The following is a 14,607-nucleotide window of genomic DNA, read 5'->3' as shown; positions in this document are numbered from 1 at the left end:
AGTACTTAATCCTTTATCAAAAACCATGTACTTTTAACTAAACAGTCGCTACTGCTCCGGAACACCGGTCAGAAGCACTGCCACATCCCGAGCGTTGTGTGTATCGACGAGCAGTTCTGCGGCCGCTCTGACGCTGTAGGTGCCGGCTAACTCCACGCCGTAGCAGGCGGCGTAGCAGTCAAGCCAGTCGTTCATGATCCGTTCCAGTCGCTCGAACTCCGCCCCGGAGAAGCGGACCCACGACCCGCCGGTCCGGGCCTCACAGTACAGAGCGACCGTGGGGCCGAACCCGTCCCGAAGGAGTTCCATCGCGCGCTCCTCGTCCGGCGGGTCGGGATCCAGCGACTCGCGGGTCTGCTCGGCCCGGCGGGAGAGCACCCGAAGGCGGTCGTCGTACTGGCCACTCATCACCGAACGGGTCACCCCTGGTTGAACTCCACGCCTTTCCCGCCAGCGGGGTGTTCCCACTCGGTGTCGGCGACGATAGCACAGGTGCCACACTCGACGCAGGGCTGGGTGTCGAGGCTCACGAGGTGTTCCTCGCTGCCGTTGGTCTGGACCATTTCGTCGCGGTAACAGCCGCCGCCGAAGTCTTCGGCGCTGACCGGGCAGGCCGTGACGGCGGTGCCCGAGGCCTCGAAGGACTTGTCGACCAGTTCGATGTGCGGGTCACCCACGTCATAGGTCAGGTCGCCGATACGGTCACCCAGGTCGGGTGGCGAGACGGTGTTCTCGTCGGTCACGGGCTCACCCAGTTCCTCGGCAATGACCGTCGGCAGCGTCACGTAGGGCAGTTTGGTGTCGGGAATCATCGACACCAACCGCGGTGACGAGTAGGCCCGTTCGAGCAGTCCGGCTGCCGCGCGGACCCCGAACCGGCCGACGGCGGACTCCGCGATAGCGTTCGAGAGGTTGTCGACAGGCCCGAGTTCGCCGAGCTGTCCGAACACCCTGTACCCGGTCGGCCGGAGCTTGTCCATCACGCCCTCGTCGTGGAGCTTCTTCTCGTACAGTTTGCCGGCCTGAGACGGGTCGCCGCGTGCCCTCGCGTCGGCGAACGCCTCGGCGGCCAGCGCCCCGGCAGTGACCGCGTGGTTCATCCCCTTGATGATGGGTCCCTGTGCCTGCATCTGGCCGGCGGCGTCGCCGACCAGCACGAGGCGGTCCTCGTGCGGCGAGGGATGGGCCGCCTTCTTCGAGTCCGGGACGAGTTTCGCGCTGTACTCGCGCTCGTCGTATTCGTCGCCGAGCCACTGGGCCATGAGCGGATGCGTGAGCAGGCTGTCGAGCAGTTCGTGGGGCTCGGCCCGCTCCTCGGCGATGGAATCGAGGTGGAACACGGTGCCGATAGACAGCGAGGACTCATTGGTGTAGAGGAAGCCGCCACCACGGACGCCGTCGAACAGGTCGCCCGAGAACAGGTGGGCCGCGCCGTCGTCGGAGGCCACGTCGAAGCGGTCGTTGATGACCTCCGGCTCCATGTCGACGACTGCCTTGACGCCCTGAAACCACTCTTCGGGCTCGTCCCAGTCCATCAGCCCGGCGTCGCGGGCGAGTTCGGAGTTGACGCCGTCGGCCGCCACGATGATGTCGGCTTTGATGGGGTCCAACTCCTCTGTCGTCACGCCGACAATTTCGCCTCGTTCGCGCAACAGGCCGGTGACGTGGACCTCGGTCAGCAGGCCGCCGCCGGTCTCCCGGGTGCGCTCGTGGACCTGCTGGGCGAGCCAGGAGTCCATCTTCCGGCGCAACACCGCGTCGGCCCACGCCGTGTCGTGGTGATGCAGGTCGCCGATGTCGAAGGATTTCACCCTGTCGCCGGCGATATTGTGGATGAGGTTCTCCGTCACCGGCCGCTCCGCCGCTTCCTCGCGGAAGTCCGGGAACAGGCCGTCGATGGTGTAGGGTGCCGACTCCTCGGCGTAGATGAGCCCGCCCGAGACGTTCTTCGACCCGGCGTCGACGCCGCGTTCGAGGACGAGCGTTTCGACGCCGTTGCGGGCGAGCGTCGCCGCCGCAGCGGCCCCGCCCGGGCCACAGCCGACGACGACTGCCTCGTACTTCTCGGCGGTGTCAGTCATCGCTGGCCTCCATCATCGCACCCAGTTCACCGGTTTCGACCGCCTCCGTCAGGCGCGGCAAGACCTCGAATAAGTCGCCCTCGATGAGATAGTCCGAGAAGTCCCGGATATCGGCGTCCGGGTCGGTGTTGACGGCGATGAGCGTATCGGACTCGTCACAGCCGACCTTGTGCTGAATCGCTCCGGAGATACCTGCGGCGATGTACACGTCGGGTTCGACTTCCTGCCCGGACTCGCCGATCTGTCGCTCCTCGGTGACGTACTGCTCGACGTGGCCGTCGAAAGAGTATGATGAGGTGATGACTCCGCGGGACAGTCCCAGATCGGCGTCGTCGAAGGCGTCGACGAGGTCCAGCGCCTGCTCGATGCCCCGCGTCGGGTCGTCGCCGATACCGCGGCCCACGGCGACAATCACGTCGTGGCCGGAGAGGTCGACACCGCCAGAGAGGCGGTCGTACTCCTCGACCTCGACTGTGAACCAGTCGTCGTCAATGTCCATCCCGTAGTCGACGACCTCGCCGTCGCGTTCGTAGTCGGGGTCGGGCATCTCGAAGCTCCCCGGAATCACCGACGCCCCTTGTGGGTGGAAATCCCGGTGGGGTTTGTCGATACAGAGAATCGTCGAGTACTCGAACCCGGAGAAGTCCGGGCGCTTCATATGGAGCACGCGCTCGAACTCCTTCTTGTCGCCGGCGGTGCCAACCTTCGCGGGGTTGGATATCATCGCGCTCTCGATATACAGCCCCGAACAGTCCGACGCTAATCCTGAGTCGAGTTCCCCCTGAACGAGCGCCGAAAGGTCCCGACCGTTGTTCGTCGCCGGGAAGACGGTGTAGCGCGGTTCGTGGTAGTCCTTCCACTCGGTCTCCTCACGACCATCGGCGGCCAGGTCGCCACCCGCTCTGGCCATGTCACAAAAGATTTCGGTGTAGGGCTGGTGGCGGAAGCGATCAAGGCGGTCGTCCTCGTGATAGACGACGAGATCCGCGCCGTAGGCGATGACATCTTCAACGTGGTCGCTCGCGGCGGCCCCGATGAGCACAGCGACGACGCGCTCGTCCTCATCGTACGCCGCGTTGTAGTCGTTCATCAGTTCCCGAGCCTTCCCGAGCATCTCCTTCGAAACGTCCACGAGGTCGCCGGCCTGCGTCTCACAGTAGACCCACATATCGCGGTACTCCGCGCCGACGGTTCCCTCGACCCACTGCTTGTCGTTGGTCGGGTGGTCGAGTTCGGGGTACTTCTCTTCCGGCGGGACGTACTCGACCTCCGTCACCGCCTCGCCCTCGGCTTCTTCGGTCCCCTCGACGGATTCGATTCGACTCTCTATCTGGGATTTCGCTGTCTTCCGGTCCTGGCCCGCTTTCTCGCGTTCGAGCAGGTCCCGGAGCACGTCGGCGTCGTCAACGTCTCGGACCATGTTCGCCACATCGGCGACAGTAAGGTCGGAGAGGTCGACGGCTTCCGGATCTATCTCGCCGTCATCGTCGCTTTCGACCTTCTCGATGCGGTCCTTGATAAGCGTCTTGACGGGAACCCGGTCCTCGCCGTCTTCCTCCAGTGCCAGCATCGCCTGTAGTTCGTCGGCGTCGTCAACGTCCTTGATCTTCGGTCCGAGTTCGGCGATCTCGTGTTCCGTGGGATCGATATCAGGCATTGTCAGTCACCTGCCGCGTACGGCGTGAGTTCGTCCAGTACCGGTTCTAATGCCTCGCGTTCGTCGGCCTCGATAACCGTCGCTTCTCGCTCCGAGGGGGCCTTTGGAATCGGGTCAACGCCGGCGACGATGGTCGGCGAACCGTCCAGACCGATGTAGTCCGGGTCGAGGTTGAGGCCTTCGTGATCCCAGATCGTGAGGTACTCCTCGTACTCCGTGGCCCGCTCTTGAGTCTCCTCGCGGAGGTCCTTGTGTTTCAATCGGTGGCTCGCCTTCCGATAGGTCGGTTCGAACTCGGGGTCGGCGACGATGAAACACGGCATCGGCGCTTCGACCGTTTCAATCTCGGAGATGTCGCCGTCGACCAGTCGCTTCGCCCGAACGGTGCCCGCGTCCTCGTCGATATCGAGTGAGAGAACATGGGTGATTATCGGCCAGTCCAGACACCAGCAGGTCTGTGGACCGGTATGGCCGGTCTCGCCGTCGGCCGTTTTGAACCCGGCAAACACCAGATCAGGCTGCTCCTCAAGGTTCTGGAGGCCAGTGGCGACAGTCATCGCAGTCGCCCAGGTGTCCGCGGCCCCCATCTCGCGGTCCGAGAGGAGATACAGGTCGTCTGCGTACACGTCCCGCATTCCTTCCTGCAAGACCTCTTTGTACCCCGGCGGCCCCATGCTCATCAGCGAGACGTGGCCGCCGTTGCGGACTTTCGTCTGGAACGCCGCACGGAGCGCGTGCTTGTCGTTGGGGTTCATCACCGTCGGTGTCTTTCCCCGTTCGAGATGCCCGTCCTCGTCGAACGATACCTGTCCCTCGCGGAAGTCCGGAACGCCCTTTGTCATAACAACTGTATGCATGGTACCATGACCCTCGTGAGTGTATCTCACACAAGAATCTATAATAAATGTATGTTTACAATTCTGAATGACAGGTATGCGACCCTGTCTCAGGGGACGGAGAATCCGGGCAGCGCCCAGTATATTGACGAACCGATAGCTACAGGTCGTTCAGATTCGGGGTGCGAAGTACGACAATCCAGCGAAAACAGGAGCGTTCGTAACTTAGATGCGACCAGCGCGACCCGGGTCCACGTCGATGGCGTCGACCGGACACACATCGACACAGAGCATACAGTCGATGCACTGGTCCTCGTGAGCCGGGTCAGCCTTGATCTCGCTCTCCGGATGATCCGGCGTGTCGACCCACTCGAATACGTCGACAGGACAGTCCTCTAGACACGCACCGTCGGCGATGCAGATGTCGAAGTCGACGGCGACGTGTGTCCCGTGGATGCCCAGTTCCTCGGGCTCGTCGACCGGGCCCCAGACATTGTGTCCGTCGTGCTGTTCGACAACGTCGCGGTTCTCCTCAAACTCCGGGTCTATGGCCATTGGTATCTTATCTCACTTTTGGGAGCTACTTAACTTTTCGACCTGACCGTCAGAATCCGGGGCCGTCGCGGCGATCCGAGCCGTGAACATCCCCCGACCCGAGGTCGCTGATGCGGTCAGTCGGTCCTGACAGGTCGCCGCCGGGCAAGCCGGTATCATCGCCTGCGCCTCTTGGGCCGTCAGTGTCCGGACTGTCGGTTCCGATTCGCCGAATGAACTCAACGGTCCGTTCGTACACGTCGTCGTACTGGGCCCCGTGGAACGGGAACCCGTGGTCCGACGGCACCGTCTCGTGGACCACATCGGTCATGGGGCCGAGCGCGTCGGCAAGCAGTTCGGACTGAGATGGCGGCACAACGTCGTCTTCAGAGCCGTGGAGCAACAACGTCGGCGGGGCGTCGGTATTCACCTGACCGACCGGCGAGGCGAGGTCGTACGCCGCAGGTTCGTCGTCGGGCCCGCCGCCGAGATACGCCCGATGGCCCTCACCCGCTGGGACATCAGTCGCGGTATCGAGCGCGTGGAAGTCATAGACGCCGGCGTAGCCGACGGCGGCCGACAGTGCCGAAGACGCGCCGGGGTACAGTTCGGGTTCGAATCCGGGTTCGTCCGCCGTCAGCGCGGCCAGGACGATGAGATTCGCGCCGGCTGAGTGACCGACACCCACGACTCGGCTGGTGTCCGCGCCGTAGCTTTCTCCCTCCGTCCGGGCCCACTCGATAGCGGCCTTTACATCTACGAGCGCCGCCGGAAACGTCCATTCCGGTGCGAGCCGATACTGCGGCTCGATGACCAGAAAGCCGTCCGCGGCGAGGTCAAGCGCGTGCCGGGCGAACTCACCCTTGTCGCCAGACGTGAACGCGCCGCCGCGGACGAGCACGGCGACCGGTTTCGGGCCGCTGGCCGCCGCTGCGTCGTACAGGTCGAGCGTCAGCGTCTCGCCGTCCACCTCGTGGAACGGGATGTCGCGCTGCACTGTCACTGACTCCGGGGCGCGTTCTGTCACGGGCATTGGTCGGGCCGTCGTGGACATAAGCCCGACGCTATCAGCTCTCGCCTCGGGGTCGAACGACGCGCCGGCACCGCGGTCTGCTGGGAACTAGCTTGAGCGTCAGGTGCCTCGTTCCGAACGAAGCGAACAGGTCGGTTATCGGGCGGTACACCTGCGGCCCGACGGTCAACCTTCGACCTTGATCTGCTTGCCGCGGGCCGTCGCGCCTACCTCGACGGGCAGGCGCACCTCGAGGATACCGTTGGTGTAGTTCGCGGCGATACCCTCATCGTCGACCCGCTTCGGGAACCGGAAGCGTCGGTGGTAGGTCCGACGCTCGCCGCGCTGTTCGTCCTCACGTTCGGCGGCGATGTTCAACATGCCGTCGTCCCAGGAGACGTCGATGTCCTCGACATCAAAGCCCGGGAGCTCGACGTTGAGGACGAACTCGTCGTCCTCTTCGTACAGTTCGTAGTCGTCGCTACCGGTTTCGAACAGGCGGGACGGAAGGTCAAGACCGCGCATCCAGGAACTCGGTGTGGTTGTTGGCAGTGCCATTGGCCATCACCTCGTATCCATTTGACAGTTGTGTTGCGGTTCGTAAAAAACCTTACGTACCTTGAGGTATGGGAACAAACAACTAGATACCTCACTGCGGTCTTAAGAGCAACCACCGCGAGCAGGACCCAGTTGCACTAGAGCCCCAAATCCGGGTGCTACGGAACCGACTACAGACAGCCGTTCTTCTTTACTGTCAATGCGCCGTTAACCAATAAAATAAAGTGACGATGCGACGATATTCAGTGGAACGATGTACGGCCGCTTCGTGACGGCTTTATGGGTCCTAGCTGGCCTTTCCGCAGTGTTTTCACTGCTCGCGTGGCGTAAGCGTGAGGGACCTGGCGGGACACCGATGGTGGTGTTTCACCTCGCCTTAGCAGTCGGTGCTTCCAGCTACGCTGTCGACATCACCGCGACGGCGCTGTCGACCCAGTTGCTGGCTCGGCAGGTCGCAACCATCGCTCAGGGCGTAGTCGCCATCACCTGGCTGTACGCCGCGTTGCAGTACGCCGACTTCGACAGGTCGGTGACGCGGCGAGCTGTCGGGTTCCTATCGCTTGACCTGTTGGTGCTTGTGGGCGTGTTCGTCTTCCCGGGCGTATCACTGTTCGACCTCCCGCCCAGCGGCTCTGTGGGGTCACTGGTGGTGGCTCCGGGGGCTGGGCTCACAGCAGTGTTCGTCGCCCACATAGCGACGATTCTGATTGCGGCGCTTGCCGGGACAATCGTTCTTATTCAGTTGTTCGTCCGCTCGCGGCACCTGTACCGGACACAGGCCGCGGCCGTCCTCATCGCGGCGCTGGCTCCCTGGACCATTGCGCTGACCCAGCAGTACTTCCTGCAGATTCCCGAGGACGCCACGATTTTCGCCTGGGGAGTCTCTGGGATAGCGATGACGACCGGCCTCTACACGTTCAAGACGCTTGACCCGGTACCGGCCGCGCAGGAAACTATCGTCGAGCAGATGGGGGACGGAACGCTCGTCGTGGACATCGACGGCTGTATCAGCCACGCGAATCCGGCGGCTGAAACCCTCCTCGCTGGCCCCGAAGAGTCGCTCGTGGGCCAGCAAGTAGAGGCCGTTATTCCGACCTGGGACAGTCTCACAGTCGACGACGAACAAGCAGACTGGTCGGAACTCGCGCTCTCCGTGGACGGCCAGCAGCGGTTTGTCGAACTCGAAGTGACACCGTTTGCCGACCGGTTCGACGGACTCGTTGGTCGACTCGTCGTCCTCCGGGACATCACGGAGCGGAAGCGACGCGAGCAACGGCTGACGCAGTACAAGACGATTTTCGAGGGCGTCAGCGAACCCGTCTACGTCCTCGACGAACACGACCAGTTTGTCACGTACAACGACCCGTTCGCCAAGCTGGTCGGTACCGTCGAGGACAGTCTCGTCGGCGAACGCTTCGAGACTGTGCTAGGGCAGATGGGAACCGAGCCAATGGACGGCGGCTCGGAGGAGGTCCTGATCCGGACCGCATCCGGTGAGCAGGTCCCCTGTGAAGTCGACGCGGCGGACATCGAACTGGCCAGCGGTGAGTCCGGCCGTGTCGGCATCGTCCGTGACATCTCACAGCGAAAAGAAATCGAGTCCGAACTCGCAATGACGACCGAGCGCCTCGAAACGCTCGTCGAGGCTGCCCCGCTCGCGATTGTTGCACTTGACGCCAGCGCGACTGTCGAAGTCTGGAATCCCGCCGCGACGGAACTATTTGGCTGGCGCGCCGACGAGGTGTTGGGCGACACGGTTCCCGTTATCCCGGCCGAGAACCGACGACAGACCGCCGAACTTCACGCGCAAGTCCTCGAAGGGGAGCGTCTGTCGGGCCACGAAACAGAGCTTGAACGAAAAGACGGGAGTCGTGTCGACGTGAGCCTTGCCGCCGCCCCGATTCGCGATCTCAGTGGCACCGTAGTTGGCAGCGTCTCTGTTGTCACGGATATCACCGAACGGAAGCGGCGGGAGCAACAGCTGGAACTCCAGAACGAGCGGCTGGACGAGTTCGCCAGCCTCGTCAGCCACGACCTCCGGAACCCCTTGCAAGTTGCCAGTGGCCATCTGGAACTGGCGTCACAAGACGCTGACTCGGGCGTGCGCGAATCGATAACGGCCGCAACGGACGCCCTCGACCGGATGGAGACGCTCATCGACCACACCCTGACGCTGGCCCGCGAGGGGCGTGACATCAGCGACCCCGAACTGATATCGCTCCGGGAGACGTTTTCCCGGGCCTGGGACGCCGCACCCACGAGCGCGGCCGAACACCGGGTTCGGGACTCGCCGGAGCACGTACTGGCCGACCCCGACCGCCTCGCCGAACTGTTCCAGAACCTCGTGCAAAACGCCGTAGAACACGGCAGTGACGGTGCCACTCCCGGAGCTGGGCCAGCGGCCGATGGCGGAGGAGTAGTCACCATCACGCTCGGAGCCACGCCGGACGGCTTCTACGTCGCCGATGACGGCCCGGGGATTCCGCCGGACCAGCGCGACGCCGTCCTCGAATCGGGCTACAGTACCGACGACGACGGCACCGGCTTTGGCCTGGCGATAGTGGAGACGATTGCCGAGGCCCACGGCTGGGAGCTAACGGTTACCGACAGCGAAGCCGGCGGTGCTCGATTCGAGTTCAGTGGTGTCGAGACTGGGAGTCAGGGGGAAGAACCGACAGCTGGGTCGTTGTGACGGCGGCTTCAGGGATGGGTAAAGTACGCGACGGACTCCGTATCCGAGTCGTCCGCAACCTTGTCGAGGCGAGCGAAGCCAATGCGTTCGAACTGCACCACGTCGTCAGTGTCGTAGTTGCGCAGTCCCGGTTCGGCCACGCCTGATACGTCGCCGTCCATCGTCCGGAGGCGGAGCGCTGGGCCGTCAGCCGGTGCCCAGTGAATCACGTCGACGCCCTCCTCACGGACGGCGTCGATATCGTCGCCGGTGTACTCGAAGGCGTCGCGAGTGTGTCGCACGCAGCCGTAGCCCTTGAGCCAGATACGATCGCCGTGGTCTGGCAGGTCGTCACCCTCGACGACGACACCGCTGGTCACCGGAATCTCGCGGCGGCCACGCTCCTCGTAGTCCGGGTGCAGCGGCGGTTCGCCGGCGTCCGGCCCGCCGACGATCTGGCGCTCAACGAGGCCACCGTGGTCGTCGCTGTCCCGGACGAAGAACGCCCGGTCCGAGTCGTCGTCGATGAGGTCACGGTTGTTCGAGTAGATCGAGGACATCGCCAGGTCGACGTTCGAGGTGGACGTGCCCAGCTGAATCATCGCATCGACAACGGCCTCGCCGCGGATGCCGCGCCGTTCGAGGCTGGCGACGGTCGGCGCTCGCGGATCGTCCCAGCCCGCCAGTTCGCCGTCCTCAATGAGTTCGGCGATGCTTGACGTGGACAGCGGCACGTCGTACTCGTCGACCTGGACGTGGCCCCAGTGGATGACTTCGGGGTACTCCCAGTCGAAGTAGTCATAGACGAACTGCTGGCGCTTCGCGGAGTCCTGCAGGTCGATACCGCGGATAATGTGGGTGACACCCAGCAGGTGGTCGTCAAGCCCGCTCTGGAAGTCCAGCATCGGCCAGCAGCGGTACTGCTCGGCCGCCTCGCGTGGATGGGGCGTGTCGACCATCCGGAAGGCGACGAAGTCCCGCAGCGCGGGGTTCTTGTGAGTAATATCGGTCCGGACCCGCAGGACCATCTCGCCGCTGTCGTACTCGCCGTCGACCATCGCCTCGAACTCCGAGCGCGTGGTCTCGGCGTCCTTATCCCGGTGGGGACAGGCCTCGCCGTTGTTCTTCAGGTCCGAAAACTCACCCTGCGGGCACGAGCAGGTGTAGGCCCCGCCCTTGTCGATGAGCTTGCGAGCGTACTCGTAGTAGGTCTCGACGCGGTCGCTGGCGTTGACCACGTCGTCCGGTTCGAAGCCGAGATAGTCGATTGCGTCCAGAATTGCGTCGTAGGCATCCAGATCCGGCCGCTTGGTCTCGGGGTCGGTGTCGTCGAAGCGGCAGATGAACTCCCCGTCGTAGCGCTGTTTGTACGTCCCGACGACAGCGGCCATCCGCGCGTGGCCGATGTGCCACGGCCCGTTGGGGTTTGGCGCGACGCGCATCCGGACGGTGTCGTACTCCTCGGCGCTGGGCAGGTCCGGCAGTGGGTGGTCCTCGCCCTCGTCCTCAGCCTCCAGCTCTTCGAGTTTCTCCGGAGCGAGTTCGGCCAGCCGCTCGCGGCGCTCCTCGGCGTCCATCCCGTTGACCCGCTCGACGACCGGCGCGATAACGCCGGGTATCTCGTCGCCGTACTCGCGGAACTCCGGGTTCTCGCCCATGAGCGGGCCCATTATTGCGCCGACCTGTGCCTCGCTATCGTGTTTGACCGCGTTGAGGAGGGCGTTTGTCTCCGCCGCCTCCGTGATTCGGTCTCGCAGCTCGTCGTCCATTATCGGGACCTGCGACTGGGAGGGTCAAAACGCCGTCGGACCACCTTTTTCATCGTCGGGTGGCTCGCGATGCTCGCCACCACTCCTTGACAAACGTGGGCGAAAAAGGCTGGAACCTCACTAAGTTCGGTTCCGGTGAACCGCGCTCGCTTCGCTCGCGCGGATGCTCGTCTTTACGGGTCACTTCACATCCACCAGAGACTCCGCAACCCTGTCCAGCGCGCTAATACCAGTCACCTCGCCGGACTGGTCGGGAATCGTCCACACGTCAAGGTCGGGGAGCGACTCCCGAAGCGCGGCAATAGACTCTTGCTGTACCGCCTGCTTCCCCTGACAGCGCTGACAGTCGCCGGCGTCCTCGATGACCTTGTTCACGACCAGCGTCGTTACCGGCACGTCGAACTCGCGGAGCTTCGCGACCAGCCGCTCCGTCTCGCGGACAGCCATCGTTTCGGGAATCGTGACGACCCGGAACGCGGTCTGTTTGGGGTCTCGAAGCACTGTGCCGACCCGTTCCATCCGCGTGCGCATCTCGGTGAAGTCGTCCGGGCCGTCGTCGCGCCGGCTCGCCATCGGGCCGAACATCATCGTCCGGGCAGTGTTGACTTTCCGACGAACTTGGTCCCGGAGGTCCATCGCCGTGGCAACGCCGCGGTCCATCACCGACGGGAGGTCAAGCAGGCGGAGCGTGTGACCGGTCGGGGCAGTGTCGAACACCACGCGGTCCCAGCGGTCGCTCTCGATGTACGTCGCCATGCCCTCGATGGCTGCCAGTTCGTCGCTACCGGGCATTACGCCGGATGTGAACAGGTCAGCGATTTCCTCTTCGTCCATCCGGATGCCGGCATCGGAAAATTCCGACGCCAGCACCTCGAACAGTGACCGGTAACGGTCAATACCCGTCTGTGGATCGACCTCGACGCCCCACAGCCCCGACCGGATTTCCGTCGGGTCGCCGCCGACCTCGGTCTCGACGGCATCGGCCAGCGAGTGCGCGGGGTCGGTGGAGACAACGAGTGTCTCGTGGCCCGCCGTCGCCAGCCGATAGCCAGTCGCCGCGGCCACGGTCGTCTTGCCGACGCCGCCCTTGCCGCCGTAGAGAAGGAACCGAGTCACACGGCTGTCTATGAACTGATACGTCTTAGTTGCTGACCAGCACCATTCAGGGTCAATAGCTACCCTACTGCCAGACGCGGACGACACCGTCACTGCGACCGACGGCAATGCTCAAGCCGCCGTCGTCAGTCGGTGTCGCCGCAACGTTCGAGGCGAGCGACGCGCCGATGTCACGCTGGGCTGCCTGCCGAACGCCGTCCTGCCGCTGGAGTGCGACGAGCTTCCGGCGCTCCTGGGTCGGAACGGCCAGCGTCTGTCGGCCATCGCCGAGCAGATCTCCGGCGAGTCCACCGTCGAGGATACGCGAGCCGAATGCGTGCGAGGAGACGCCGTCGTAGCGGGCCGCGATTGAGAGCCGGTCACCGTCGATACGGTAGAACTCCACCGTCCCGCCGATGTGTGGGGTGCGAACGACGGCGATTTCGGGCGCCCCGTCGGGGGAGAACGGCGCGACACAGAGCTGGTGGCGCCAACGAAAGCCCGTCCCGATTGCGGGCCCAGTCGCGACGCGCTCGCCGTCCAGTCCGTAGGCGACCACCCGAGCGCCCTCATCGGGCCCGGTGACGGTGACGAGTACTTCGGGGTCACCATCGTCGTCAATGTCCGCAAGAATCGGTGCTACACCTTCGACGACCGTTGGTTCAGGCAGTTGAACTCGGCGGCGGACGGTCCCACTTCCGTCTGCGACAAACAGAACGATAGCGCGGGCCTCGACCTCGTCACCGAGCGCTCCGTGGTCGTATCGCTCCGTCGCACCGGCGAGCACAGCAGCGACATCGTCCTGCCAGACGATTCGGGCGTCGGGCAGAGCATCCTCGATGAGCAGGTCACCGTCCACGCGGACGGCCCCAGCCTCTGAGACTGTCACGATAGTACCATCGGGAAACTGGACGGCGTGGGTGTTGGGTCCTGTCTCATCGGCAGTGAGGAACCGAACGCCGTTGTCCTGAACAACCACGGCTGGTGGCTGGCCCGCCGGCAGGTCGGGTTCGATGACAACCGATTCAACTCGGTCCTGACTCACCCGAACCGCCTCTGGGGCCCCTGCCTCTGGAACGACAACCCAGAGACTCCCGCCCTCGACTGGCAGTCCGACGAGCCACTTCGGGTGGCCCTCAATGGCGATGTCTATCGGGTCGACGGCGTCGAACCGGCCCGAACCTGAAATGTGACGATTGCCGGAGGGCTGAAGATGCGTGTAGCGAACCGTCTCCGTGGTGCTGGTCACCGTTGCTGTCGAGCGTGGTGTTGTGGTCCGCTGACTCGTCGTTCCACAGCCAGCGAAAAGTCCGGCGACACCGGCGAGAACGGCTCGCCGGGTCTGGTCCATGCTCAGTAGTCGCGCTCGACGAGGTAGTTCGCGATGCCTTCGAGCAGGTAGCGGGCCTCGTTGTCCGGCAGGACTTCGAGGTTCTGCTTGCCGCTCGCAATGAGGTCCTGCCCGGTCTGGCGGGCGTATTCGATTGACCCTACCTCTCGCAGACGCTCGACGGCGTCGTCGATTTCGGCTTCCGAAACGGCCTCGACAGAGTCCGTGTCGACGAGGTCGCCCACGTCGACGCCCTGCTGGCGAGCGTGCAGCGTCACCAGCGTCTGCTTGTTCTCGACGAGGTCGGACCCGCGCTGCTTGCCGAGTTTCTCAGAGGGCGTCGTCAGGTCCAGCAGGTCGTCCTGAATCTGGAACGCACGCCCCACGTCGAGCCCGTAGTTGTACAGGGCATCGACCGTCTGCTCGTCGGCCCCCAGCAGCGTGGCCGGAATTGAGGCAGCCGCGCCGTACAGCACGGCCGTCTTGAGTTCGACCATCTCCAGATACTCCTCGGGCGTGACAACATCGCGTTGCTCGAACTCGATGTCGAGGGACTGGCCCTCGCAGATGCGGGTACACGTCGTTGCGAGTCGCTTGTTCGCGTCGACAGTCCGTTCGTGAGCCGCGCCCGTTTCGAGCAGGAACTCGAACGCTTTCGAGTACAGCGTGTCGCCGGCGAGAATCGCCGTCGAGAGGTCGTACTCCTTGTGAACGGCGGGCACCCCGCGGCGGAGCGCGTCGTCGTCCATGATGTCGTCGTGGATGAGCGTGAACGTCTGGATGACCTCGATGGCGAGGGCGGCCGACATCATATCGGCCTGCCCGCCTTCGAGCGTCGGGAAGTCACGGTAGTCTGCCGTCAGCGGGTCGACATCGAGCAGCGACTCCGCGACCAGCAGCAGGACCGTCGGGCGGAGTCGTTTCCCGCCCGCGTCCAGCAGGTATCGCGACGCCTCGTAGAGGTGGTCCGGCTTCTGCACCGGAAGGTCCTCTGGGAGGGCGTCGTTGACCCGGTCTCGTCGGGCGACAATCGCGTCTTCGACCTGCTGATGGCGTTCGGACAT

The 14,607-nt window shown here is 64.1% G+C and carries 12 protein-coding genes; 1 reads left to right on the top strand and 11 read right to left on the bottom strand.

What is annotated here, in order from left to right:
- Positions 1 to 48: 48 nt before the first annotated feature.
- From RR_RS04450 to RR_RS04420, 7 genes are all read right to left on the bottom strand, one after another.
- A complete protein-coding gene (locus RR_RS04450; protein ID WP_011222816.1) occupies positions 49 to 408 on the bottom strand; it encodes a hypothetical protein in 360 nt (119 codons plus the stop codon).
- Between the two features lie 11 nt (positions 409 to 419).
- A complete protein-coding gene (locus RR_RS04445; RefSeq protein WP_011222815.1) occupies positions 420 to 2,081 on the bottom strand; it encodes an FAD-dependent monooxygenase in 1,662 nt (553 codons plus the stop codon).
- Positions 2,074 to 3,738, bottom strand: coding sequence for an electron transfer flavoprotein subunit alpha/FixB family protein (locus tag RR_RS04440; protein ID WP_011222814.1), 1,665 nt, complete (start codon positions 3,736 to 3,738; stop codon positions 2,074 to 2,076). Before RR_RS04440 ends, RR_RS04445 begins: the two co-directional genes overlap by 8 nt.
- Before the next feature lie 2 nt (positions 3,739 to 3,740).
- Complete coding sequence (locus RR_RS04435; protein ID WP_011222813.1) at positions 3,741 to 4,595, bottom strand: electron transfer flavoprotein subunit beta/FixA family protein; 855 nt, start codon at positions 4,593 to 4,595, stop codon at positions 3,741 to 3,743.
- Positions 4,596 to 4,799: 204 nt separating this feature from the next.
- The gene (locus RR_RS04430; protein ID WP_004963273.1) at positions 4,800 to 5,129 is read right to left on the bottom strand and encodes a 4Fe-4S dicluster domain-containing protein; all 330 of its coding nucleotides are present in this window, start codon (positions 5,127 to 5,129) and stop codon (positions 4,800 to 4,802) included.
- 49 nt (positions 5,130 to 5,178) lie between these two features.
- Positions 5,179 to 6,141: an alpha/beta hydrolase gene (locus tag RR_RS04425; protein ID WP_171814227.1), complete on the bottom strand. Its 963-nt coding sequence runs from the start codon at positions 6,139 to 6,141 to the stop codon at positions 5,179 to 5,181.
- A gap of 165 nt (positions 6,142 to 6,306) precedes the next feature.
- On the bottom strand, positions 6,307 to 6,678 hold the full coding sequence (locus tag RR_RS04420) for an Hsp20/alpha crystallin family protein (protein ID WP_011222811.1): 372 nt from the start codon (positions 6,676 to 6,678) through the stop codon (positions 6,307 to 6,309).
- 253 nt (positions 6,679 to 6,931) lie between these two features.
- Here RR_RS04420 and RR_RS04415 point away from each other — a divergent pair, with 253 nt between their 5' ends.
- On the top strand, positions 6,932 to 9,370 hold the full coding sequence (locus tag RR_RS04415; protein ID WP_011222810.1) for a PAS domain S-box protein: 2,439 nt from the start codon (positions 6,932 to 6,934) through the stop codon (positions 9,368 to 9,370).
- Between the two features lie 8 nt (positions 9,371 to 9,378).
- Here the strand turns inward: RR_RS04415 and RR_RS04410 are convergent, their stop codons facing one another.
- The 4 genes from RR_RS04410 to idsA3 all read right to left on the bottom strand — a co-directional run bounded on the left by RR_RS04410 (position 9,379) and on the right by idsA3 (position 14,607).
- The gene (locus RR_RS04410; RefSeq protein ID WP_011222809.1) at positions 9,379 to 11,118 is read right to left on the bottom strand and encodes a glutamate--tRNA ligase; all 1,740 of its coding nucleotides are present in this window, start codon (positions 11,116 to 11,118) and stop codon (positions 9,379 to 9,381) included.
- 180 nt (positions 11,119 to 11,298) lie between these two features.
- Positions 11,299 to 12,234 (bottom strand): ArsA family ATPase, encoded by a 936-nt coding sequence (locus RR_RS04405; protein ID WP_049938670.1) that lies wholly within the window; start codon positions 12,232 to 12,234, stop codon positions 11,299 to 11,301.
- 64 nt (positions 12,235 to 12,298) lie between these two features.
- Positions 12,299 to 13,564, bottom strand: a complete 1,266-nt coding sequence (locus tag RR_RS04400; protein WP_011222807.1) for a hypothetical protein — start codon at positions 13,562 to 13,564, stop codon at positions 12,299 to 12,301.
- Positions 13,565 to 13,566: 2 nt separating this feature from the next.
- On the bottom strand, positions 13,567 to 14,607 hold the full coding sequence (gene idsA3, locus RR_RS04395) for a geranylfarnesyl diphosphate synthase (RefSeq protein ID WP_004963288.1): 1,041 nt from the start codon (positions 14,605 to 14,607) through the stop codon (positions 13,567 to 13,569).

The organism is Haloarcula marismortui ATCC 43049 (genome assembly GCF_000011085.1).
GTDB classification, from domain to species: Archaea; Halobacteriota; Halobacteria; order Halobacteriales; family Haloarculaceae; genus Haloarcula; species Haloarcula marismortui.
The sequence above is the reverse complement of the archived record's forward strand: the minus strand, read 5'-3'. Positions and strand labels throughout refer to the sequence as shown.